This is a genomic window from Maribacter aurantiacus (assembly GCF_005780245.1).
GTDB lineage: Bacteria > Bacteroidota > Bacteroidia > Flavobacteriales > Flavobacteriaceae > Maribacter > Maribacter flavus.
Map to the genome: position 1 here is coordinate 37,488 of NZ_VBUK01000010.1, position 23,799 is coordinate 61,286.

25 protein-coding genes are annotated in these 23,799 nt (G+C 42.6%); 11 read left to right on the plus strand and 14 right to left on the minus strand.

What is annotated here, in order from left to right; translation table 11 throughout:
* Nucleotides 1–14 precede the first annotated feature (14 nt).
* From FEK29_RS14655 to glgB, 3 genes are all read right to left on the minus strand, one after another.
* Nucleotides 15–824, minus strand: a complete 810-nt coding sequence (locus FEK29_RS14655; protein ID WP_138259184.1) for a M48 family metallopeptidase — start codon at nt 822–824, stop codon at nt 15–17.
* A gap of 40 nt (nt 825–864) precedes the next feature.
* A complete protein-coding gene (locus tag FEK29_RS14660; RefSeq protein ID WP_138259185.1) occupies nt 865–3,264 on the minus strand; it encodes a glycoside hydrolase family 31 protein in 2,400 nt (799 codons plus the stop codon).
* Between the two features lie 102 nt (nt 3,265–3,366).
* On the minus strand, nt 3,367–5,265 hold the full coding sequence (gene glgB / locus FEK29_RS14665) for a 1,4-alpha-glucan branching protein GlgB (protein WP_138259186.1): 1,899 nt from the start codon (nt 5,263–5,265) through the stop codon (nt 3,367–3,369).
* A 248-nt stretch (nt 5,266–5,513) separates the two neighbouring features.
* Between glgB and FEK29_RS14670 the strand changes: the two genes are divergently transcribed.
* From FEK29_RS14670 to FEK29_RS14685, 4 genes are all read left to right on the plus strand, one after another.
* Complete coding sequence (locus FEK29_RS14670) at nt 5,514–6,089, plus strand: collagen-like protein (RefSeq protein WP_138259187.1); 576 nt, start codon at nt 5,514–5,516, stop codon at nt 6,087–6,089.
* Nucleotides 6,090–6,283: 194 nt separating this feature from the next.
* Complete coding sequence (gene msrB, locus FEK29_RS14675; protein WP_138259188.1) at nt 6,284–6,781, plus strand: peptide-methionine (R)-S-oxide reductase MsrB; 498 nt, start codon at nt 6,284–6,286, stop codon at nt 6,779–6,781.
* Between the two features lie 332 nt (nt 6,782–7,113).
* Nucleotides 7,114–8,505, plus strand: a complete 1,392-nt coding sequence (gene lpdA / locus FEK29_RS14680) for a dihydrolipoyl dehydrogenase (protein ID WP_138259189.1) — start codon at nt 7,114–7,116, stop codon at nt 8,503–8,505.
* A 57-nt stretch (nt 8,506–8,562) separates the two neighbouring features.
* On the plus strand, nt 8,563–8,835 hold the full coding sequence (locus tag FEK29_RS14685) for a DUF3817 domain-containing protein (RefSeq protein WP_138259190.1): 273 nt from the start codon (nt 8,563–8,565) through the stop codon (nt 8,833–8,835).
* Here the strand turns inward: FEK29_RS14685 and FEK29_RS14690 are convergent.
* From FEK29_RS14690 to FEK29_RS14705, 4 genes are all read right to left on the minus strand, one after another.
* Complete coding sequence (locus FEK29_RS14690; RefSeq protein WP_138259191.1) at nt 8,827–10,002, minus strand: PQQ-dependent sugar dehydrogenase; 1,176 nt, start codon at nt 10,000–10,002, stop codon at nt 8,827–8,829. The genes FEK29_RS14685 and FEK29_RS14690 overlap by 9 nt on opposite strands.
* Nucleotides 10,003–10,065: 63 nt before the next feature.
* Nucleotides 10,066–10,479 (minus strand): type II 3-dehydroquinate dehydratase, encoded by a 414-nt coding sequence (locus FEK29_RS14695; RefSeq protein ID WP_138259192.1) that lies wholly within the window; start codon nt 10,477–10,479, stop codon nt 10,066–10,068.
* Between the two features lie 82 nt (nt 10,480–10,561).
* Entirely contained in the window at nt 10,562–11,080 is a 519-nt protein-coding gene (locus FEK29_RS14700; protein WP_138259193.1) for a hypothetical protein, read from the minus strand.
* 203 nt (nt 11,081–11,283) lie between these two features.
* Nucleotides 11,284–11,844, minus strand: a complete 561-nt coding sequence (locus FEK29_RS14705; protein ID WP_138259194.1) for a porin family protein — start codon at nt 11,842–11,844, stop codon at nt 11,284–11,286.
* 124 nt (nt 11,845–11,968) lie between these two features.
* Between FEK29_RS14705 and xerD the strand changes: the two genes are divergently transcribed.
* The gene (gene xerD / locus FEK29_RS14710) at nt 11,969–12,865 is read left to right on the plus strand and encodes a site-specific tyrosine recombinase XerD (protein ID WP_138259195.1); all 897 of its coding nucleotides are present in this window, start codon (nt 11,969–11,971) and stop codon (nt 12,863–12,865) included.
* A gap of 1 nt (nt 12,866) precedes the next feature.
* Here the strand turns inward: xerD and FEK29_RS14715 are convergent, their stop codons facing one another.
* Both FEK29_RS14715 and FEK29_RS14720 read right to left on the minus strand, forming a co-directional pair.
* Nucleotides 12,867–13,385, minus strand: coding sequence for a hypothetical protein (locus FEK29_RS14715; RefSeq protein ID WP_138259196.1), 519 nt, complete (start codon nt 13,383–13,385; stop codon nt 12,867–12,869).
* Nucleotides 13,386–13,469: 84 nt separating this feature from the next.
* Nucleotides 13,470–14,762: an NAD(P)/FAD-dependent oxidoreductase gene (locus FEK29_RS14720; RefSeq protein WP_138259197.1), complete on the minus strand. Its 1,293-nt coding sequence runs from the start codon at nt 14,760–14,762 to the stop codon at nt 13,470–13,472.
* A gap of 102 nt (nt 14,763–14,864) precedes the next feature.
* Here FEK29_RS14720 and FEK29_RS14725 point away from each other — a divergent pair, with 102 nt between their 5' ends.
* The 3 genes from FEK29_RS14725 to FEK29_RS14735 all read left to right on the plus strand — a co-directional run bounded on the left by FEK29_RS14725 (nt 14,865) and on the right by FEK29_RS14735 (nt 17,668).
* On the plus strand, nt 14,865–16,292 hold the full coding sequence (locus tag FEK29_RS14725) for an amidohydrolase (RefSeq protein WP_138259198.1): 1,428 nt from the start codon (nt 14,865–14,867) through the stop codon (nt 16,290–16,292).
* A gap of 227 nt (nt 16,293–16,519) precedes the next feature.
* Nucleotides 16,520–17,014, plus strand: a complete 495-nt coding sequence (locus tag FEK29_RS14730; RefSeq protein ID WP_138259199.1) for an RNA polymerase sigma factor — start codon at nt 16,520–16,522, stop codon at nt 17,012–17,014.
* Nucleotides 17,015–17,017: 3 nt separating this feature from the next.
* Nucleotides 17,018–17,668: a hypothetical protein gene (locus FEK29_RS14735; RefSeq protein ID WP_138259200.1), complete on the plus strand. Its 651-nt coding sequence runs from the start codon at nt 17,018–17,020 to the stop codon at nt 17,666–17,668.
* Here FEK29_RS14735 and FEK29_RS14740 read toward each other — a convergent pair.
* Both FEK29_RS14740 and FEK29_RS14745 read right to left on the minus strand, forming a co-directional pair.
* Complete coding sequence (locus FEK29_RS14740) at nt 17,665–18,474, minus strand: lysophospholipid acyltransferase family protein (RefSeq protein WP_138259201.1); 810 nt, start codon at nt 18,472–18,474, stop codon at nt 17,665–17,667. The two genes, FEK29_RS14735 and FEK29_RS14740, sit on opposite strands and share 4 nt — an antisense overlap.
* A gap of 23 nt (nt 18,475–18,497) precedes the next feature.
* On the minus strand, nt 18,498–19,139 hold the full coding sequence (locus FEK29_RS14745; RefSeq protein ID WP_138259202.1) for an NUDIX hydrolase: 642 nt from the start codon (nt 19,137–19,139) through the stop codon (nt 18,498–18,500).
* Between FEK29_RS14745 and FEK29_RS14750 the strand changes: the two genes are divergently transcribed.
* The gene (locus tag FEK29_RS14750) at nt 19,138–19,854 is read left to right on the plus strand and encodes a peptidylprolyl isomerase (protein WP_138259203.1); all 717 of its coding nucleotides are present in this window, start codon (nt 19,138–19,140) and stop codon (nt 19,852–19,854) included. The genes FEK29_RS14745 and FEK29_RS14750 overlap by 2 nt on opposite strands.
* Nucleotides 19,855–19,858: 4 nt before the next feature.
* Here FEK29_RS14750 and FEK29_RS14755 read toward each other — a convergent pair whose 3' ends face one another.
* From FEK29_RS14755 to FEK29_RS14765, 3 genes are read right to left on the minus strand one after another with little or no spacing between them, the layout of a single operon-like run.
* Nucleotides 19,859–20,464: a trimeric intracellular cation channel family protein gene (locus FEK29_RS14755; protein WP_138259204.1), complete on the minus strand. Its 606-nt coding sequence runs from the start codon at nt 20,462–20,464 to the stop codon at nt 19,859–19,861.
* Nucleotides 20,465–20,470: 6 nt separating this feature from the next.
* Nucleotides 20,471–21,199: a hypothetical protein gene (locus FEK29_RS14760; protein WP_138259205.1), complete on the minus strand. Its 729-nt coding sequence runs from the start codon at nt 21,197–21,199 to the stop codon at nt 20,471–20,473.
* Nucleotides 21,200–21,208: 9 nt separating this feature from the next.
* Nucleotides 21,209–21,925: an RDD family protein gene (locus FEK29_RS14765; RefSeq protein WP_138259206.1), complete on the minus strand. Its 717-nt coding sequence runs from the start codon at nt 21,923–21,925 to the stop codon at nt 21,209–21,211.
* Between the two features lie 33 nt (nt 21,926–21,958).
* Here FEK29_RS14765 and FEK29_RS14770 point away from each other — a divergent pair, with 33 nt between their 5' ends.
* Both FEK29_RS14770 and FEK29_RS14775 read left to right on the plus strand, forming a co-directional pair.
* A complete protein-coding gene (locus FEK29_RS14770; RefSeq protein ID WP_138259207.1) occupies nt 21,959–22,936 on the plus strand; it encodes a stage II sporulation protein M in 978 nt (325 codons plus the stop codon).
* Nucleotides 22,917–23,798 (plus strand): hypothetical protein, encoded by an 882-nt coding sequence (locus FEK29_RS14775; protein WP_138259208.1) that lies wholly within the window; start codon nt 22,917–22,919, stop codon nt 23,796–23,798. Before FEK29_RS14770 ends, FEK29_RS14775 begins: the two co-directional genes overlap by 20 nt.
* Nucleotide 23,799: the final 1 nt, after the last annotated feature.

Below are 23,799 nucleotides of genomic sequence, written 5' to 3' on the forward strand. Positions count from 1 at the left end.
ATAAAAAGTATGTATTATTTGAAACTCGTCACACCAAATTTAGCGGCCTCCGCAGCAGCTTCTGGTGCCCAAGCCGTTAGGTTGTTGATCCGGGTATCGTTAGATGGATGGGTGCTCATAAATTCCGGTGGTGCCTGTCCCCCGCTCTGTGCCTTCATGCGTTTCCAAAGCTCAGCGGCTTCATAAGGGTCGTACCCAGCGATGGCCATAATCTGTAATCCGATACGATCTGCTTCGGTTTCATGGCTTCGGCTAAAGGGCAACATTGCTCCCAATTGGGAACCTATACCGTATGCCTGGTTAAACATATTTCTCTTTTGGGGATCCTGAATGGCTATATTTCCCGCAACCGCACCCAATTGCTGCAAAGTACCCGCACTCATTCTCTGGGCACCATGGTCTGCCAGGGCATGGGCAACCTCATGGCCCATAACTACGGCCACACCGGTCTCCCCGTCACAAATGGGCAATATCCCCGTATAGAAAACGATTTTTCCACCGGGCATGCACCAAGCGTTTACGGTTTCGTCCTTAACCAGGTTGTACTCCCATTTATAATCGTTCAAATACCCTGGGTATCCGTTGGCCGACAACCATCGCTCCGCGGCCGAGGAAATTCTTTGTCCCACCCTGGTAATCATATGTGCCTCGGAAGTTCCCTTAACTACATTGTTCTCGCCCAAAAACTGGTCGTACTGGGCAAAGGCCATTGGAAAAATTTGACTATTGGGATAAAAATTCAATGTTTTCTGACCCGTAAAAGGATTGACCTTGCAGGCAGAGACTGCCAGAAACAGGGTCAATATCAATAGTATTCTCTTCATGGTTTTAGTGTTTTACTGTTTTGCGAAAATTACAAAATTATTATTTCGAGGTTATGTGCAAAAGCGTAAAGTTTTTGTCGATGAGCATGGAATTGTCCCCATTGGAACGTACAGTTTTCAAATTTACTTCCTCATTGTCCACCTGCACTTTACCAATTTTAAAAGGCAGTCCGTAGATATTGAACCTAAATTTTTCATATCCAGTTACAAAGCTACCGTCCTTGAATTGTTGGATGGTCAAAGACTTTTCCTTTCCCGTCAATTTAAAGTTCCGCAATGAATACCTACCCTTTTTATAATCGTATCCATCCTGTGCATCCTCATAAACCTCAGAAGTCTCTACCCCAACAGTAAAATAGGTTTCCAATACCAATTCCTTTAATTTTACCTGACCCACGTATTGTTGAACGGGATACTTTGGTATTACGGCACCGGCCTTAACATAGATGGGGATCATATCCAGTTCTGCGGTCACCCAACGTTCCTTACCTCCATTCAAACACTCCTGGGTCCAAAAATCATACCACTTTCCTTTTGGAAAATACATTCTTCTACCTTGGGCATTGGGTTCCTGAATAGGACATACCAATATTTGGTTTCCAAAGATAAACTCGTCCGTTCTAAAATGTGTCTGGGTATCCTCCTGGTCGTAATACACCAAGGGTTTCAGCATGGGTATATGATCTTTGCTATACTTGTAAAACATCGTATATAGATAGGGCAATAGCTGATATCGTATCTCCACAAATTTTCGAACGATATCCGTAATATCACTACCAAAGGACCAAGGTTCCTGATCTCCATGGTCACCACTGGAATGCACCCTACAGAAGGGATGAAAAACGCCCAATTGGATCCATCGTGCAAAAAGCTCCCCATTGGGTTGCTCTGCAAATCCACCAATATCCGAACCCACAAACGAATAGCCGCTCATACACATACGCTGCACCTGAACGTTGGCAATCCATAAATGCTCCCAAGTAGCAACATTATCCCCTGTCCAGGTTGAAGAATATCTTTGAGTCCCTGCAAAAGCTGCCCTGGTTATTACAAAAGGTCTTTTGGGATATACATACTTTTTGACACCCTCATAGGTAGCTCTTACCATCTGCATTCCATACACATTGTGAGCCTTTCTGTGGGTACAGGGATATCCATCGTAATCATGACGAGTGTCCAATGGAGCGGTTTTGCTGGGAACCTCCATAACGGCGGGTTCGTTCATGTCATTCCACACGGCATGCACCCCGATATCCGAAATAAATTCCTTGTAAAGTTCCGCCCACCATTCGCGCACCTCTGGATTTGTAAAATCAGGGAAATTACATTCCCCCGGCCAGACTTTCCCGTGCATCAAGGGACCGTCTCCACGTTTGCAGAAATAGTCGTTTTCCAAGGCCTCTTGATACACCCAATAATCACGATCGATCTTGATACCGGGATCTATCATCACGACGGTCTTGAAGCCGTCCTGCTCCAATTCTGAAATCATTCTTTTTGGGTCGGGAAAATGGTTCTTGTCCCATGTAAAACATCGGAAACCATCCATATAATCGATATCCAGATAAATGGCGTCACAAGGAATATTGTGCTCCCTGAATTGATTTGCAATTTCCTTCACATTACTTTCAGGGTAATAGCTCCATTTGGATTGATGAAAGCCCAAGGCCCACAAAGGCGGTAGCTCCGGGGTACCCGTTAAATTGGAATAGGCCGAAACGACCGTGGACATATCCGGACCATAAAAGAAATAATAGTCCATGGCGCCCCCATCCGCCCAAAAACTCGTGACGGTTCTTTTCTCATAGGCAAAGTCAAAATGCGTCTTGAAGCTATTGTCAAAAAAGATACCATAGGCCCTTCCCCTATTCAATCCAATGTAAAAAGGTATCGCCTTATAAAGAGGGTCCTGATCCTTCCCGTAAGCATAGGAATCCGTCACCCAATTCTCCACCCGTTTTCCCTTTAAATTGCTATGGGTGGATTTATCGCCCATACCGTAGTAGCTTTCACCGGTAGGGGTCATTTTACTCATCTTTACGGTATTGCCCCCATACTCATAGTTTTCCTCCCAGTGGAAGCCTGCTTCGTCCTCATTGATGATAGTTCCATCGAGGTCTGAGATCTGGGTGCGTAGGGACATTTTATCCACCAAAAGCTGTAACCTGGCGGTCTTTACCAAATACTCGGTTTCGTTTTCGGTCACTTCCAGGATGCTATAACCCAACGACGCCTCTTCGTCTATGGCATAGGAGAAATCGGGCTCAAAGACATGGTTTGTTGCGTATCTGAACCGCAGAACGCTGCCGCGTAAAATAGTTACTTGAAGGATTACCCCGTTTTCCGTGGTAAAATATAGCTTGTCGTTGTCCTGTTTAAACTCGACAATATGATTGGGATATAAATTTCCTTTATATTCCAGTTCCGTATTCGTAATCATATCATTTTGGTTATTGATATCCGCAAAAGAAGAACAATATCGGATAACTTAAAAAACTTTATTTTAAAAATATACCGAAAAGATTGCCTCCTTTAATCGGCGTTATTTCATGATTACAACACCCAAGGGAGGAATTGTAATCTCCACCGATTTTTTATGACCGTGCCACGGTTTGTTCGAAGTCTTGATGTTGGGATTTACTTTGCCCGTTCCACCGTATTTATTAGCGTCACTGTTCAATACCTCTTTCAACTTTCCTTTTTTTGGCATACCGATTCTGTAATTCTCCCTGACCACGGGCGTAAAATTACAGGCGATAACAAGATCGTTTTCGGCATCATGACCCTTTCTGATGTAGGTAAGCACGGAGTTCTCATGGTCCCCATAGTCTATCCATTGAAAGCCTTCCGGGCTAAACTGCTTTTCGTACAAGGCCGGCGAGCTCTTATAGAGTGCGTTCAGGTCCTTTACAAATTGCTGTACGCCCGCGTGCACCTCGTATTGTAACAAATGCCAATCCAGACTGTTCTGAAAGTTCCACTCCGCCGTCTGGCCAAATTCCCCGCCCATGAACATCAATTTGGTCCCCGGATGCGTAAACATATATCCAAACAACAGTCTTAAGTTGGCAAAGCGTTGCCATTCATCCCCAGGCATACGATACACCAAGGACTGTTTGCCATAGACCACCTCATCATGTGAAAATGGCAGCATGAAGTTCTCGGTAAACGCATAGGTCATGCTAAAGGTAAGGTCGTTCTGATGGTGCCTTCTGTAAATTGGCTCTTTCTTGAAATATTCAAGGGTATCGTGCATCCAGCCCATCATCCATTTCATCCCAAAACCAAGACCCCCGTATTCCACCGGCCTGGATACACCGGAAAACGCCGTAGATTCTTCCGCTATGGTCTGGACCGCTCCCTGAAAACTTGCCTGCACTTCCTGATTGAGTTCCCTAATGAAGGACATGGCCTCCAGATTCTCGTTGTTGCCATACATATTGGGTTCCCATTCACCATCCTCCCTGGAATAATCCAGGTACAACATGGAGGCAACGGCATCTACCCGTAAGCCATCCACATGATATTGATCCAGCCAAAAAAGTGCATTGCTGATCAAAAAGGCACGTACCTCATTTCGGCCATAGTTAAAGATCAAACTTTTCCAATCTGGGTGGTAGCCCTTTCTTCTGTCCGGATGCTCGTACAGGTGAGAACCATCAAAGAAGCCCAATCCATGGGCATCTTCGGGAAAATGGGAAGGTACCCAATCCAAAATGACCCCAATATCGTTTTGATGGAAAGCATCGACCAGAAACTTAAATTCCTCAGGGGTACCAAACCTAGAAGTTGGGGCAAAGTAACCCGTTAATTGATATCCCCAAGAGGGGTCGTACGGATATTCCATCACGGGCATAAACTCCACATGGGTATAGCCCATTTCCTTTACATAGGAGACCAGTTCCTTGGCCAATTCCCTATAGCTAAGCACATTATTGCTTGCATCCCGTTTCCATGAACCGATATGTACTTCATAAACGGAATAAGGCCTGTCCAATCCATTTTTGTCCTTCCTGTAGCCCATCCAAGCGGAATCCTTCCACTTGTAATCGGCAGACCAAACGATGGAGGCCGTTTTAGGCGGGTGCTCGCACAAACGGGCAAATGGGTCGGCCTTCTCCGTCCAGATGTCATTATTGTGCGACTGGATTTTATACTTATAAATGGCGCCTTTTGCAACCTTTGGGATAAAACCTTCCCAAATTCCACTGGAATCCCATCGAACGTTCAATTTATGTTCATCGGAATTCCAATGGTTAAAATCCCCAACGACCGATACGGATTTCGCGGAAGGGGCCCAAACGGCAAAATAGGTACCCTCAATACCGTCCAATTCTATGATATGGGATCCCAATTTATCGTATAACCTATAGTGCTTACCGCCTTTAAAAAGGTTTATATCAAAATCCGTAAATAGCGAATGTGGTATTACTTTGGACATATGCGAGCTTTTGGTTTTCCTGTAAATCTAATCAACTTTACGTTAAAATCTAACGAGAATTGTTTTGAAGACAACTCCAGAAACAAAATTTGGTTCCTTAGTTTTGATATTTTAATGGATTACGGACAGGCCATCAAATGAAAAATTACGGTTCGGTCAAAAGGATATTCGTGCAAACACCAAAAATGGAACGCTTTTTGAATAACTTGGTTTAAATTAATAATGGTAAACCAATAAAATTAAATATCATGAAGAAAACAACGATTCTACTCAGCACAATATTTGCATTTTTATTTATGGCATGTGAAGGACCCCAAGGCCCTCCGGGTTTCGATGGTTTGGACGGTCGTGACGGTCGTGACGGTATCGATGGCCAGGATGGCATAAATATTTTGGGGAAAGTGGTGGATATTCAGGGAACCTTTGATGCCGGAAACGACTATTCCATATTCTATGAATTTCCACAATCCATAGAGGTTTTTGAAACCGATGTTGTTTTGGTGTACCTGTTATGGGACCAAACCGAGGATGGCAATGGCGATCCCGTAGACATTTGGAGGTTAATGCCACAGACCAGAATCATCGACCAGGGCCTACTACAGTACAATTATGATTATACGTTTTTTGACGTGAGTATCTTTTTGGAGGCCGATTTTGATTTGGCCACCCTACTGCCCGGCGATACGGACAACCAAGTATTTAGGATAGCCGTGTTACCTGCCGAAGCTGCACAGAGCGGAAAATTGGATGTTAGCAACATACATTCCGTAATGGGCAGACTTGGCGTCACCGAAAAGGATGTGCAAAAAGTGATTTTAAAATAAATGCCGAAAATATAGATGTAAACCCCGATAATTCGGGGTTTTTTATTTTAATATATTTAGAAAAACTTAACGAACCTGTAATTATTTGTATCCTATCTTTGAAAGGAATCCATCCAATTAGCGACCCAATGTAGGTGCAAGCAAATTCTTGCGAACAATAAAAAGACACGATTATTCACCAAAAAAATAATGAAATGAAATTTACAGTTTTAATAGCGGTCCTAGCGGTAATGACCAGCTGCAAAGGCATTTCACAGGAAAAAGATATGGCCAAAGATAAGGGTCAAGAAAAAATGAAGGAATTTAAGGTCCAAAAAACGGAGGCGGAATGGAAGGCAGAACTCACCGATGCCGAATTTTACGTGCTACGGAAAGCGGCCACCGAAAATCCCTTTACCAGTGAACTTCTGGATAACAAGAAAAAGGGGACCTATGTCTGTGCAGGGTGCGGCACCCCTCTTTTCAAAAGCGAGACAAAATTCGATTCGGGTACCGGATGGCCCAGTTTTTATCAAGAGATTGAGGGAAATGTTGGGTACGATGTCGATTACAAGATTGGATACAAAAGAACCGAGGAACACTGCGCTACCTGTGGTGGGCACTTGGGCCATGTATTTGAGGACGGCCCTGCCCCAACGGGTCTAAGACATTGTATTAACGGAGTGGCCTTAAATTTTGTAGAGAACAAATAATTGTAAAGAATACCAAATTACCAAAAATGCGGCACCTTACATATGTCTTTTTCTAGATAAAATAATAGTATCCGAAAATTAATCAGCAAGGTCCAAATACCACAATGGAATAATTCTTCGAGGCGCTGACAAAGGCTTTGGATTTGAATAAATGGGAAGATACCCTTTAGGTTTTTTAGTCCTTACAATAACCTATAACTTTCGAAATACCCTAATGACTACTACTTTAAACAAGTAGGCTTTTAGAATTTCTTTATTTCTCTTCAAGGCCAGAATTCCGATTTGGTTTTGTATTTTTGCACCTCAATTTTCAACCTCAAAAAGAAATTTATATGAGCACTTTTGATGTCATTGTTCTGGGTAGTGGACCAGGTGGTTATGTTACCGCAATTAGAGCTTCCCAATTAGGTTTTAAGACCGCCATTATTGAAAAGGAAAACCTAGGAGGTGTCTGTCTAAATTGGGGATGTATACCAACCAAAGCATTGTTGAAGTCGGCTCAAGTATTCGAATACCTACAGCACGCCGGGGACTACGGTCTCAAAGCAGAAGGTGTGGATAAGGATTTTGGCGCCGTTATCAAAAGAAGTAGAGGTGTTGCCGATGGAATGAGCAAAGGGGTTCAATTCTTGATGAAAAAGAATAAAATAGAGGTTATAAACGGTTTTGGTTCCTTGAAACCGGGTAAAAAAGTTTCGGTAACATCCGAAGATGGTAAGGAAACCGAATATAGTGCGGACCATATCATAATTGCAACCGGGGCCCGTAGCAGGGAATTGCCCAGTCTGCCACAAGATGGAAAGAAGATAATCGGTTATAGGGAAGCCATGACCCTTTCAGAGCAGCCCAAGAAAATGATCGTTGTGGGAAGTGGGGCCATTGGTATCGAGTTCGCCTATTTCTACAATTCCATGGGCACCGAAGTTACCGTTGTCGAATACTTGCCCAACATAGTCCCCGTTGAGGACGAAGACGTTTCCAAACAATTGGAGCGCAGTTTCAAAAAGGCGGGAGTAAAAATTATGACTTCTGCGGAAGTAACATCCGTGGATACCTCCGGTAATGGTGTAAAAGCGACCGTAAAGACATCTAAAGGTGAAGAGGTTTTGGAAGCGGACATCGTCCTTTCCGCCGTTGGAATCAAAACAAACATAGAAAATATAGGTCTGGAGTCGGTTGGTATCGCTACGGACCGGGACAAGATTTTGGTAAACGATTATTATCAGACCAATATTCCTGGATATTATGCCATTGGGGACGTGACCCCTGGACAGGCCTTGGCACACGTAGCATCGGCAGAAGGCATATTGTGTGTTGAAAAAATCGCTGGAATGCATGTAGAACCCTTGGATTATGGAAACATCCCCGGATGTACCTATTGCAGCCCTGAAATTGCTTCCGTAGGACTTACGGAAAAACAGGCCAAGGAAAAAGGGTTTGACATCAAGGTTGGCAAATTCCCCTTCTCCGCAAGCGGAAAAGCAAAAGCCTCAGGAGCTTCAGACGGTTTTGTGAAAGTTATTTTTGATGCCAAATATGGTGAATGGCTAGGTTGTCATATGATCGGGGCAGGTGTGACCGACATGATTGCGGAGGCGGTAGTGGCCAGAAAACTGGAAACCACCGGTCACGAAGTCTTAAAAGCGGTACACCCACACCCAACCATGAGCGAAGCGGTCATGGAGGCGGTGGCGGATGCCTACGACGAGGTAATTCACTTATAAATAACTTGAAATGCGAAGTGCCCTTGCACTTCGCTTCTCTTCAATTTTTCTTTTGGTATGCTCAAAGCCTTTAGAATCACTGCCATTTTAGAAGGAATATCCTATTTGGCCCTATTTGGAGTAACCATGCCCTTGAAATATTGGGCGGAAATCCCGGAACCGAACAAATGGGTGGGGTATGCGCATGGCTTTTTGTTCATCGCCTTTATACTATTGGCCATAGGTGTTTGTTACACCAAAAAATGGGGCTTTAAACGATTGGCCATTTTTGGAATTGCCTCACTTCTTCCTTTTGCCACTTTTTATGTGGAGGAAAAATATTTACGGTAGACGTTGTTCTACGATCTTGTAAATTTTACCATCGAAACTACAAATATATAGTTCGTTGTCCTGGTCCGTTCCAAAGGAGGCTATGGGCAAATTGGTTTCAAACAATAACTTGTTTGTAGGCGTAGCACCGGATACATTGTCCAAAGCCCATATCCTGCCTGAAATAAAATCCCCATATATATAATAACCGTTCAGAGAGGGATTTAAGCTTCCCCTGTACACATATCCACCGGTTACGGAACGGTCATTGTTTCCATGACCATACTCGAAAACTGGTGCTATGGTTCCGGCCGAATCACACTCCTGGGCATTGTAACACGATGTGCCTTCCAGGATATTCCATCCGTAATTACCTCTCTTTTCTATAATATTGATTTCCTCCTTTTCGCCTTGGCCTACATCCCCGGACCATAAATTCCCGTTCTGGCTATCAAAAGAAAAGCGCCACGGATTTCTAAGACCATAGGCAAAGATTTCAGGTCTTGCATTTTCTATATTTAAAAATGGATTGTCGCCTGGTATGGCATAATTCAGCCCGTTAACTGTATTGTCAACATCAATACGCAAGATTGCTCCCAAGAGGTTTTCTAAATTCTGCGCATTTCCATCAGGGTCTCCGCCGGAACCTCCATCCCCGGATGCAATGTACAGATAACCATCGGGTCCAAATCCCAGCTGGCCTCCATTATGATTGGTGTAAGGTTGGGGAATTTGTAGTAACAAGGTCTCACTATTGGGGTCGGCCATATTTGGGTCGTTATCCATCGCTTTAAAACGGGAAACCACGCTTAAACTGCTCGATGGCGTATAACAAACATAAAAGAAGCCATTCTCCTCAAAATTAGGGTGAAAGGCAAGGCCCAACAACCCCAGTTCATCGGAACTGGTGACACTGCCACTTATATCGAAAAAGGTGGTGGCATCAGCAACATCGGTATCATTTTTAAAAACTTTTATGGTACCCCTTTGTTCCACCACAAAAATCCTATTGGTATCATCATTGGGACTTTGCAAATCCAAGGGCCTTGAAAAGGAAAGATTGGGAAAGGCATTTACTATTGATATGCTTTCGTCCTCGATCGGTGCAAGATTTATATCATCGGAATTACTGCAGGATGAAAGGAGAACTATAAGAATAAGGGTTAAATGGGGAAATAAATTTTTCATAGCATAATTTTTAATTATGTACGAAAAACTAGGTGCTCTTGGATCGACTTTACGGATTTGATTTTATAAAAAACTGCAGATGGCCAAATCGTAGCTTTGAAGTCCGAAGCCCAATATCACCCCTTTTGCCCCAGGGGAAATGTAGGAAACATGCCGATAATCCTCCCGATTGTACGTGTTGGAAATATGCACCTCAACAACAGGTGTATTTATTGCCTTTACGGCATCGCCCAATCCAACCGACGTATGTGTATAGGCCGCGGCGTTTAAAACGATGCCATCGTATTCAAAACCTACCTCCTGTAACTTGGTAATCAACTCACCTTCAATGTTGGATTGAAAATACTCCAATTCCACTTCCTTAAAGCGAAATTGCAGTTCTGAAAAGTAATCCTCGAAGGTTTTGTGACCGTATAATTCGGGTTCCCTTTTCCCTAGAAGGTTTAGATTGGGACCATTGATGATTATTAGCTTCATGCCGCTAAAAGTACTAATTATTTGAACAAAAAAAGTGGCATTCCATGAATACCACTTTCACTTATATACTTATTAAACGCAATTAAAACAGGAACAAATACCCCAAAAGCACGGTGCCAAAGGTTACGTCGTCCGTAACGGCCATATAGGATATATTAAATTCTGAGGAACCCCCACTTAAATCGATACCAATGGACGGCCTGTAGTAAAATCCACCGTCATTGCCTTCGTTTAAGCCGATAGCAAACCCAGCATCCGCGCCAAATTTGAAGCCTGAAGTTGGATAAATACGTACCGATGCACCCGCTGGAATAAATTGATAATTATCAAATTCCGTTTCTACAGATATACTACCATTAGAAATGGTTTGTTTTTCTCCAAAGGCATTCATAAATCCTGTAGTAAGACCCAAGTCAATCTCCCGGGAAACACCCCAGTGGTGGTAAATATCCAAACCTAGGTTTAGGCTATAGGCTTCAGAAAAGTCGCCTACCACGATACCACCAACCAGACCTGCCCTAAAATTTGTTCTGTCAACATACTGCGCACTACCTAAGTGCCCTATTCCCAGTAAAAACAAAATCGTAAGCAATCCTTTCATTGTTGTTGTTTGTTGATTAAGCGTTAAACTTAACTCCATTTTAACAATTGACTAATTTTAAGTTGTGACAGATAAAATAATGGTGGTAAAAAAGGGAATAATGAAGGTTTTGGATTCAGTTCCAAACCCAAAAATGTTTGATTTTTCTTGGGACAAAAAAAGGCGAAGGAAGTCCTTCGGCCATCTAAAAATAGACTTTGTCCTTATAAAAAATACACCACGGAAAGTGCAAATACCCTGTTTTTGGTCTTTAGGTCCTCAATGGCATTGATCAACCCAGCAGAATACCGTGCCTGAAGGTAGAAATTTTCATCCAGACGATACCCGGCACCTATCCCCAAACCTAAGTCAAGTCCGTTTGTCTGATCAAAGGTCTGTCCGCCCACAAAGGTATTTCCATCGAGGTTATTTGACAACATCAAACCCAAGTAAGGCCCTGCCTCAATGTACAGTTCGTCGAACACATTATACTTGGCCATTACGGGAATATTCAAATACCAAAAATTCAAATCGTCCTGAAAAAAACCACCACTTCCCTGTAGGGAAATAAGTGCTTCCGGTTGAATGATAATATTGTCACTAAATGGAATCTCCAAAACCCCGCCCAAATGAAATCCCGCCTTTGGGTCAAAACTATAGAGTGCATCCCCTCCCAAGGTTGAAAGGTTCAATCCGGTTTTGGCCCCAAATCTCGTAATATCCTGTGCGTTCATCGCGTAGCATCCCATGAGTACGAAGGACACCATAAAAACTACTTTTTTCATGTTCAATTTGTTTAATGGTTGCTCTCAAAGATATGAATCTTTGATAATTTAGTTATCTACTATATTTAAAGAAGAGGACGTAATTATAAAGAAACCTATTCTAGGATTAAATGTATCTTTAGGTATGAAGTGGGAAAAGGCCTTAAAAGACTATGGACATTACTTAAAATTGGAGCGTGGATTGGCCCATAATTCCATTAAAAATTACATAATGGACGTGGAAAAGCTTATTGCATTTCTTGAAGATTATCAAATAAAGGAATCCCCAATAAACATTTCAAGGGATATCCTACAACAGTTCATTTACGAGGTTGCCAAAGTTGTAAATCCCAGATCGCAGGCACGTATCATATCCGGATTAAAAAGTTTTTTCAATTATTTGGTATTTGAGGATTATAGGCAGGACAATCCGCTGGATTTGATAGAATCTCCCAAAATAGGAAGAAAATTGCCGGACACCCTTTCCGAAGCGGAAATTAACAAGCTTATAGAGCATATTGATTTGAGCAAACCCGAGGGCGAACGAAACCGGGCCATGCTCGAAACGTTGTACGGTTGTGGCCTTCGCGTATCGGAACTTATCGGTTTAAAATTATCCGACCTTTTTTTTGATGAGGATTTTATTAAAGTTACGGGGAAAGGTGATAAACAACGCTTTGTACCCATAAGCGATATCAACAAAAAATACATTGATATCTACCGAAATGAGTTTCGTGTACACCAAGAAATAAAAAAAGGATTCGAAGACACTCTATTCCTGAACAGAAGGGGAAGGCAATTGACACGGGCCATGGTCTTTACCATTGTTAAAAACCTTGCCGAGAAAATAGGCCTGCATAAAAATATTAGCCCGCATACTTTTCGCCATTCCTTTGCCACCCATTTATTGGAAAATGGTGCCGATTTAAGGGCCATCCAACAGATGTTGGGTCATGAAAGCATCACGACGACGGAGGTATATATGCATGTTGACCGAAGCCATCTGGCAGCCGTGCTGAATAAATATCATCCAAGGAAGTAACTTAAAATTTGAGCTTTCCTTTTAGTGTATATACTTGAGGCATTGGTATCAATGGTTCCCCAAAGGCTCCCACGGAAGAACTGTTTATTTGGAAGTTGCCCCTTGCCTCCACTTGAAAATTTTTATTAACCTCATAACCGATTCCAGAGACAATACCAATTCTTGGAGGAACCTGTTTTTGGGATTCTAAACCAGGATACTTTTTAATACTGTATTCTGCTTCCATGCCTGAAAACAAATACCAGTTTTCATTCAAATAGTGCTTAAGTAGTATGTTGGATCTAAATCGATTGGAGAGCACGTAAGTGTCGTAAAAAGCACTGAGATCTGCCGAAAAGGTGTTCGTAATCATATAGCTTAAACGAAAGGACGCATGTTGCTCTCCACCCAGAAAAACAGGGTACCCAAATGATTCCAACTTCAAACCATCTGTTGGTTTGGGCTCGTTTGCCAATCCAATTGTCTGTGAAGAACCTAGGGAGCAAATAAAAAGGAAAATTATAAAAAGATAGCACTTCATAGGATTCGCCTTTTCTTTAAAGGAAAAGAAAAATCCCGTTTAGAGTTCCCAACTTATGAAAAATTTAACGCAGCCCGTTAAAAATCAATCCCTGAACTGATCGTAGTTTCTTTTAAACGGTCGGATAATGAGTCGGGCCTCCCGGTCAAATCGGATATAATTATACACCCAATTAACGAACACCACTACCCTATTCCTAAAGCCTATCAAAAAGAACAAATGCACGAACATCCACACGAACCAGGCAAAGACACCTTGAAATCGAATATTTTTTAAATCGCAGACCGCTTTGTTACGCCCAACCGTTGCCATACTGCCTTTGTCTTTGTAAATAAAGGGTTCGAGCGGTTTTCCGTTTATGAGTCGTATCAAATTTTCGCCCAATTTCCTGCCCTGTTGAATGGCAGGTTGCGCCATCATGGGATGTCCTCTAGGTGCCTCTTCGGTCTGCATACATGCAATGTCGCCTATGGCAAAAATATTTGGGAATCCAATCACCTGGTTGAACTCATTGACCGAAAGTCTATTACCACCAGCAATCAGTTCCTTGGCATCCAGACCCTTTATGGTGGCCCCTTTTACGCCGGCGGCCCAAATTAAGGTGGCGGTCTCGAAGACTAAATCGGTTTTGGTCCGAACGGTTTTGCCGTCATATCCGGTTACCCTCACATTTTTCCAAACCTGTACGCCCAGATCTTCCAAAAATTTCTCGGCCTTCTCGGACGCCTTTTCGCTCATCGCATCTAGAAGTCGGTCTCCTCCTTGAACCAAATTTATCTGTGCCCTACGTGTATCCAGATCGGGATAGTCTTTGGGCAGGATACCTTTTTTTATTTCGGCCAAGGCACCCGCCAGTTCCACCCCGGTAGGCCCGCCTCCTACTATGACGAAGTTCATGAGCGCATCACGTTCGTGGTATTCATCCGTGAGCAGTGCCTGTTCAAAGTTCTCCAAAATGAGGCTTCTTAGATTCAAGGATTGCGGGATGGACTTCATGGCCATGGCATGCTGCTCCAATTCCGTATTGCCAAAGAAATTGGTCTCTGAACCCGTAGCGACCACCAAATAATCGTATGAAATCTCGCCAATGGTGGTTTTTAACAACTGTTTATTAGGAAGTATTTCTGTTACCTCGGCGAGCCTAAAAAAGAAATTATCATATCCAATCAACACCTTACGCAGGGGATAGGCAATGGAATCCGGCTCCAATCCGCCTGTGGATACCTGATACAACAAAGGTTGAAAGGTATGGTAGTTGTTCTTATCCAAAAGTACCACCTGTACTTCTTGCTTCCGAAGTTTTTGGGCCAGGGAAATTCCACCGAAGCCTCCACCAATGATGACAACTCTAGGATTATTGGAACGAGGTATGTTCATATTCAAAAAGTAAGTTGCAAAATTAAACAAACGGGTTTCGAATAGAAAAGAATATAGCGTTTTTAGTAACTTTAAGGACTAATTCAACTAAATCACTCCAGCATGCAAAAAATTACGATTATGCTCATCGTTCTGTGTACCTCCGTACTCACATTGAGCGCCCAAAAAACCAAAAAGGAAGTATTGAAATCCTTGAATCAGAAAAGCGAAACCTACGGAGAAATATCGCAGGAAATATGGAACCTGGCAGAGATGGGATACCAGGAAGTAAAAAGTTCCGCATTACTACAAAAAACCTTGGAAGAAGCAGGTTTCACAATTGAAACCGGCGTAGCGGGCATTCCAACGGCCTTTATTGCCGAGTATGGCAGCGGTAGCCCTATCGTGGCCATTATGGGCGAGTATGATGCACTCCCCGGTCTATCGCAAGAGGCCGTGGCCGAGAAAAAATCGGCCGGAGGTGCAGCAGGTCATGCATGTGGGCACCACCTGTTCGGCACCGCTTCCACCGCTGCAGCCATTGCTACAAAGGACTGGATGGTGGCCAACAATAAACAGGGTACGATACGCTTTTATGGAACCCCGGCCGAAGAGGGGGGATCCGGAAAAGTGTACATGGTTAGGGCCGGACTTTTTGACGATGTAGACATTGCGCTTCATTGGCATCCTGGCGCACAAAATGCATCGAATGTAGGGGCCGCTTTGGCCAATAAATCGGCCAAATTTCGTTTCCATGGATTTTCTGCACACGCAGCGGCCGCTCCGGAGCAGGGTCGTTCCGCTTTGGACGGTGTAGAGGCCATGAACATGATGGTCAATATGATGCGCGAGCATGTACCATCTGATGCGCGAATTCACTATGTTATAACCTCTGGTGGTAAGGCGCCCAACGTAGTTCCAGATTTTGCCGAAGTCTATTACTATGCGCGCCATGCAAAAAGGGATGTGGTCATCGATATTTTTGACAGGATCGTGAAAGCTGCCGAAGGAGCTGCTTTGGGAACGGGAACTACCATGGACTATGAAATGATCGGGGGTACCCATGAATTGTTGCCCAACCTAACCTTACAGAAAGTAATGTTCGACAATTTGACCGAAGTGGGTGGTTTTGATTATACCACCGAGGAAAGGGAATTTGCCGATAAAATTGCAAAATCCCTAGGCAAGGATCAGGCCGATATCAGTGTTGCCCAAAATATCCAACCCTACAAAACCGAAGCAAAACCGGGAGGTTCCACGGATGTTGGCGACGTAAGCTTTACCGTGCCAACCGTAGGAATGAGCGCCGCCACGTGGGTGCCCGGAACACCGGCGCATAGCTGGCAGGCCGTGGCCGCGGGCGGTACTTCAATTGGAAAAAAAGGCATGATGGTCGCCGCAAAGACCCTGACCTTGACCGCTATCGATATTTTTTCCGATAAAAAATTAGTGGACGCCGCCAAGGCCGAATTTCAGGAAAAACGGGGAGCCGACTTCAAATACATCCCACTTTTGGGCGATAGGGAGCCTGCTCTGGATTATAGAAAGTAGTATCAATGGGTTATTAAAAGAGGCTGTCTAAAAAGTTTTATTTGCCTTATTGTCAGAGTGAGCCTGTCGAAACCGATTGCTAATTTCATTAGGTTAGAATATTTCGACAAGCTTCATATGACTTGCGGGACTACTTTTTTAGACGGTCTCTGTTATTTTATTTTCAACCCAAACTGTAACAAAAGCTGATTACATACTACTAATAGCTTAACAACAGCCAACCATTTGTGAATAAAGAACTGGAACATAGTTTTGTGACAGAGCTTGAGGCCAATCAAAATATTGTCCACAAGGTTTGTACGCTATACACAAATGATAGGGAGTCGCACAACGACCTGTTTCAGGAAATTACTATTCAACTATGGAAGGCCTACCCCAAATTTAGGGGAGAATCCAAGTTCAGTACTTGGATGTACCGGGTAGCGTTGAACACCGCGATTACCCTTTACAGGAAATCCAAAAGAAGAATAGATACACAGGATTATGAATCGGTCTTATTCAAGATAAAGGCCGATGAATATGATGAAACGGAAGAACAGCAGTTAAAACTGATGTACAAGGCCGTACGGCAATTGGGCGATATTGAAAAAGCCTTGGTATTTATGTACCTGGAAGATAAAAATTATACGGAAATAGCGGAAACACTCGGTATCACGGAAGTAAATGCCCGCGTAAAGATGAACCGTATCAAAACAAAATTAAGAACCATTTTGAACCCCTAGGTTATGACGGATGAGTTGGAATTATTAAAGAGGGATTGGCAGAAAAAGGAAGTAAACCTGCCCAAGCTTTCCTATGAGGATATTCATAAAATGATTTGGAAGAAATCCTCTTCCATAGTCAAGTGGATATTGATTATCAGTATTTTGGAGTTTGCCGTACCCCATTTGCTCTATCTCTTACCCTCCATGCAAGATGGAATGGAAGTTTATAAAAAGATTGGTGTGTCCAAATATTTATTTTGGGCCTCTGCTTTGACTTATGCGGTTATTTTCTATTTCATCTTCCAGTTTTACAAGCGTTTTAAAGAGATTTCAGTTTTGGACAGTTCCAAAAATTTGATGCGTAAAATCATTCGAACCAGAAGAACGGTGAAGCATTATGTCATATTTTCACTTTCCATGGTGTTGGTAAACGTATTGATTATGGTTGTGGGTATCGCCCTAAGCGATAATGTGCTAAGTGCATTTCCAGATTTGAAGTATAAACTTGACAACATTTCTCCGGAAAAATTAAAACTTACCCTAATGTTTTCTGTTGGGATTTTTGGTATAATTCTTACCCTATTCATGGGAGGAGTGTACTTTCTTTTATACGGACTGTTGCTAAGAAAACTCAACAAAAACTATCGGGAACTTAAACAGCTGGAAATTTAATTGGTTTTTCGCCAACGACGTTGTTTATTCTCTTCTTCGTAGGCCAGCAACTCCTCCTTGGGAATGACCTTTAAGAAAGAAGGATGTTGCTCTATGGCATATTCCAATTTTTCTATGATGGATTCCGTGGTTTCGTTATCGTAATCGATTTCCAAGGGCTCTTTGATGACCATGGACTGTAAAATGCCTTTCTTTTTAACCCGAAGTCCCTTTTTATCAAAAGAGCGTCTGAATCCGTCAATGACGACCGGTACTACAATGGGCTTGAACTTTTTAATGATATGGGCCGTGCCCTTTCTAAGGGGTTTCCAAGGAGTGGTCGTACCCTGCGGAAAGGTAATTACCCAACCATCCTTCAAGGCAATGCCAATATTGGAGATATCGCTCATTTTTACCTGCCTGTTTACTTCCTTTCCCTCGGAACGCCAAGTTCTTTCCACGCTAATGGAGCCTGCATAGGCCAAAATCTTGGTCAATAGGCTTTTTTTCATTGTTTCGGCCGCGGCCACGTAATACATGTTAAGCTTTGGCTGCCAAATGTATCCTACGTTCTTGATGGAATCCTCCCTACCGCTCAAACTGGCATTGAACACATGGAACATGGCCACTACATCGGCAAAGTAGGTCTGGTGGTTGCTCACAAAAAGTACATTGGTATCTGGCAAGCTTCGAATAATTTCGGAGCCGTCGATTTCCAACTTGTTAAATCGCTTATACCTTTGATGGGACATTAGACCTAATATCCGTATCAGCCATTTTTTTAGAAAAAGGTTATGCCCAAAAGGGTTTTTCTTAAACAATCCCATAGTTGCTAAAATACTAAATACACTTATAACACCTGCTTCAAAAGATCTTTAATCTCGCTCAACATCATGGCCGTTGCCCCCCAAATAATATAATCGTTTAGTTTAAAGGCCGGTACGGCAATTTCATCAGCGTAGGAGGTCTTCATTTTTTTTGTGGTCAGGTTGATATCCTCCAAAAAATCGGCCAGGGAAATTTCCAAAATTGAGGCCACTTCAGATTCCTGTAGCTTGAAAGGCTTTGGTTTTTTGTACAGACCGATGAAAGGCTGCACCTCAAAATTACTGGGCGGTATATACACTTCAGATAGTGTTCTTACCACTTCCACATCCATTGGGTTCACACCAACTTCCTCATAGGTTTCCCGTAGGGCGGTGATCTTTAGGTTCCCATCTTCCTTTTCCGCCTTCCCTCCAGGAAATGCCACTTGGTTGGAATGGACACCCTCGTAGGTCTTGCGTAAGATGCACAAAAACTGCGTCCGGTTTCCCAAACCCGGATAAAAAAGCGCCATGACCGCCGCTTTCCTTGGATTTTTTCTCGGAAACCTGCCTTCCATAAGTTCCTTTATCCTTTCCTGGGGCGCCATTTTATAATGGGAAATTTCGCCCGGGAGCGGTAAATCCTTTATTTTTGAAATCCGTTGTTCAAAAAAGTTGAAATCCATGCGTTTAAAGACTTTCTACTATTTTTTTATAATTCTTACGGTTCCATTTATAGGGTGTAAAGATACGCCCCAAAAGCCTGAAACCCCATCGAAAAAAGAAATAAAAGATGTGGATTCTACTGTCGTTGCGGCCAAAGAAACTACGGAAGTAGAAGAAGATACTTTTGAACTTACCGAAGAAAATGCCATCGATTTTTTCTTCGATTATCAAAAAGACCTAAAAGCCAACAAGGTAAAAATGACCACAAAGTTTGGAAGCTTCATAATCCAACTTTATGACGATGTTCCCTATCACAAGGCCAACTTTATTTATTTGACCCGAAAAGGTTATTTTGACTATACCCAATTCCACAGGGTCGTCAAGGATTTTATAATACAAGGGGGCAGTTCAGACGATCAAAAAACGGCCGACAAACGATGGGACATTGGCCGATACCTCCTTCCGCCAGACACCAAAAAAGGGTACAGCCATCACAGGGGCACCGTCTCCATGCCCAGTAGCGAAATGGACAACCCGCACAAACTGGCTTCGCCTTACGAGTTCTTTATCGTGGTAACGGACCCAGGTTCCTATCATTTGGATGGAGATTTCACACCATTTGGAAAAGTAATCGAGGGAATGGACGTAGTGGACAAAATCAATGCCCAACCCGTTGGCAAGGGTGATTGGCCACAACAGAATATTTACATCACCAAAGCGGAGGTTATCGAATAAACGCTCATTTCCTATAAATACTGGGTAAGGCTATCTTAAATTTCACTGCCAAAAGGCGCAAAACTATGATGCAGATAATTCCCGTGATGTAGGGAATATCTGGATTCACGGGAAATTGAAGGATTAAAAAATAGATACCGCCACCTAGAATACATACGGTCGCATAAATTTCCCGCCTGAAAATAACGGGGATTTCATTGCACAAAATATCCCTAATAACCCCTCCAAAACAAGCGGTCATGGTCCCCAATGCGATGCACATGATGGGCAACAACCCGGCGTCCAGTCCTTTTTGTATTCCGATCATTGTGTAAAGACCTATTCCTATGGTATCAAAAAGAAACAGGGATTTTCTAAAGTGTTTCAACCTTCCTGCAAAAACAATCGAAAAGATCACGGTAACGATAATAATAATTGTATAATTGGGCTGGGTCATCCAGCCTACGGGCGTATTCCCAATCAATACATCCCTTAGCGTACCTCCACCAACAGCGGTCACAAATGCGATGATAAAGACCCCAAAGACATCCAATCGCTTGTCCATGGCCACCAGTACACCTGATATGGCAAAGGCAATGGTTCCTAGAATGTCGATAAGGGAGTAAAGCATTTGATTTTAGGAAAATTTATTTTTGTGATGCTGAAGAATCTCAACAAACTGAAGTTGTGTTATATTCAACTCTGAAACGCTTATCTTTTTTAATCCGGATGAAATTGTTACAATTAAAATTTCCTTTTCTGAAGACCTATCGCCTTTGCCATTGATTATTCCATAATCCAAAATATCCGACCAATAAATAAAGTCACCACGATTGTCAATTCCATTTTGATGAATCTTGATTAAGGTAGGGTATTCATAGAAATAACCTTTATAAACAAAGTAAAACGAACCTATAAAAATTATTAGCATGGCTACAACATTCATCGAAGTTAAATCCCATGCCAAATCATTTTTAAAATTACCCCAAACTAAAACCAAAATAACTATCCATGAAATCACTATTAAAGACTTATCTCTATTATTGTCCTTTTTAATTTCAAATCCATAAGTTTTTTCCGGAATAGCAAATCTTTTGAATAAAACCTTTGGAACTCTTTTGAACTCAAATTCTGAGAGGGCTCCTTTCAAACCAGATTTAGGATATTGATCTTTTATTTCATTTTCATACCTATCTTTTAAATTTGCCAATTCATTATTATCAAGTTCATAGGTTGGGCAATTATTCTCAAAATTTGGTTCTTGACCTGTAAGACTACAAATAATACCCTTTTCTAAACTTAGTTTTCGATTAATGCAAACTCTACAAAAAGATAGATGGAATTTTCTTTGATCAGAAATTAACATAAGAAACTTCTACAATTGCTGCGTATAATAACTGTAATCCTTGATAACGATGTCCACAAACTCCATGGGCTGTAAATCACTGGTTATATCCGTGACTTTTTTTATTCGGTTGTTCAGGGATAAAATTACCTTGTGGTTTCCATTTCTTCGGGCGTTATCGTATAGATTTTTGATGGTCTGCATTTCATTGTCCTTAAAGACCGTAACCTGAGGAAATTTTGGGGTATAATCAGAGGGCAAGTCCCGTAAAAGCGTATCCCTCAAGAACACCCTTCGTTTTTCGCTGATTACGGTAGTTCCCGCCGCAATGTCCCCCACGCGTTGTCCCTTACCGCGTATTAAAATGGTAAAAACGGCAACACCGCCGGAGGTCAAGGTAATGTCCAACATCCGTAGTATCCATCGGATAAAATAACTGGAAAACCCGGGTTTGGTTCCATCCAGTTTGACCACCCGTATACCCATAAAATGCTTTCCTATGGTCTTCCCATCCATAAAGGTCTCCATCAAAAAATAATATAGGAAGGCGGGAAGGCTCATGAGCAAATAAATGGCCCAAGAATCGCCCGGTTCCACATCCAAGGCCAATAGCAGCCAAAACATCAGCACGTAATAAATAACGATGATAAGGGTATCAATAATGTAGGCCAAGATGCGGTCGCCAAGGTGTGCCGTATTTTGGGCAATGCTTATATTTTGGGCTGTTTCTATTTGAAATTGTTCCATTCTTTTGTTTCTTTGGTATAAACCAAGTAGTCAATGCGCGAAGCCGCCTTTGTAAAGCAAAATAAGGACAAATGGTCAACTTTTGAAAGCGCCTTGGCTAACAAAACGAATCTGGACCCAAATGTATTGTCCGATTTATACATAGAGGTTACGGACCATCTGAGCTACGCCAAAACCTTCTACCCAAAGAGCAATACCGAGTTTTACCTCAATTCCCTCGCCTCACAGGCACATCAGAAAATATACAAGACAAAAAGGGAGTCCAAAAGCCGCATCATCACCTTCTGGAAAACGGAATTCCCCCTAATGTTCAAAAACCATCACCGGGAGCTGCTCATCGCTTTTCTGGTGTTCCTGTTCTTTTCGTTTGTAGGTGCTTATTCGGCTGCCAATGAAGGGGATTTTGTCCGTTCCATATTGGGAGATGCCTATGTGAACATGACCCTTGAAAACATCGAAAAGGGCGACCCCATGGCGGTTTACAAGCAAATGGGGGAGTTCAATATGTTCCTGGGAATCACCATTAACAATATTAGGGTAGCCTTGATTGCCTTTGTATACGGCATCATGCTGGGCGTAGGTACATTGGTGGTCATGTTACAGAATGGGATCATGCTGGGCAGCTTTCAATATTTTTTCTACGAGAAAGGATTGCTGTGGGAGTCAGTGCGTACGATTTGGATCCACGGCACCATTGAGATATCGGTCATAATTATCGCTGGTTGCGCCGGTCTCGTCCTTGCCAACGGTATGTTGTTCCCCGGCACCTTTACCCGACTGGAATCCTTTAAAAGAGGGGTCAAAAATGGACTTAAGATCATGGTAAGTACCATTCCTTTTTTTGTAGTCGCGGGTTTCCTGGAAGGTTTTGTAACCAGACACACGGAAATGCCGGACTGGCTGGCCATCTTGATTATTTTAGGGTCCCTTGCACTAATTCTCTTCTACTACGTTATATACCCAAACCAAATAAACAAAAGACATAGATTACATGAAGCCAAATTACATTGAGTTCAAAAAGCAGCGGGATCTTGGGGAAATTATCTCGGACACCTTTGCTTTTCTTAGGGCCGAGTTCAAACCCTTTTTCAGTACTTTTTTCAAAATTGTAGGCCCCTTCCTTGCTGCGATGATCGTTGCCCTAGTAGCCTACCTATATTTTATTGGGAATGGTTTCACTTTTATGCTTCAAAATGAAAGCGGCGCGGCAAGCATTGCCACCATTTTCGTGGTTGGGCTTGTATATGTCCTATCGATTATCGTATTGTACACCATGTCACAATCTACGGTACTGCACTACATAAAATCCTACACCAATGGTAAGGGCACCACAGATTTCAATACCATACGAAAAGAGGTTTACGGAAGCTTCTGGAGTTTTATAGGATTGGGCATCATGGTTGGCCTTTCCATACTAGTAGGCCTCATGATCTGTATTTTACCAGGAGTCTATCTTTACGTACCCTTGGCACTGTCCTTCAGCATCATGGTCTTTGATAAAATGGGCGCATCGGATTCCTATAGCTACAGTTTTAAGTTGGTAAAGGACGAATGGTGGATATCCTTTGCCACCATCTTCGTCATCGGGATTATCCTATATATAGCGGCCTTGGCCTTCTCCCTGCCCGCGGTGGTGTATCAATGGGCAAAAATGGGCATTCTTTCGGGGGAGGTGGACGCCGAAAACGTCTTTGAAATGACCACAGACCCTATATATATACTTTTTAATATCATAGGTACCGTAGCCCAATTTTTGTTGAACCTTATCAGCATCATTTCCCTAACACTTATTTACTTCAACCTCAACGAGAAAAAGAACTTCACCGGAACCTTTGAACAAATAGAAAATCTAGGAAAAACAGCCGAAGAATAAT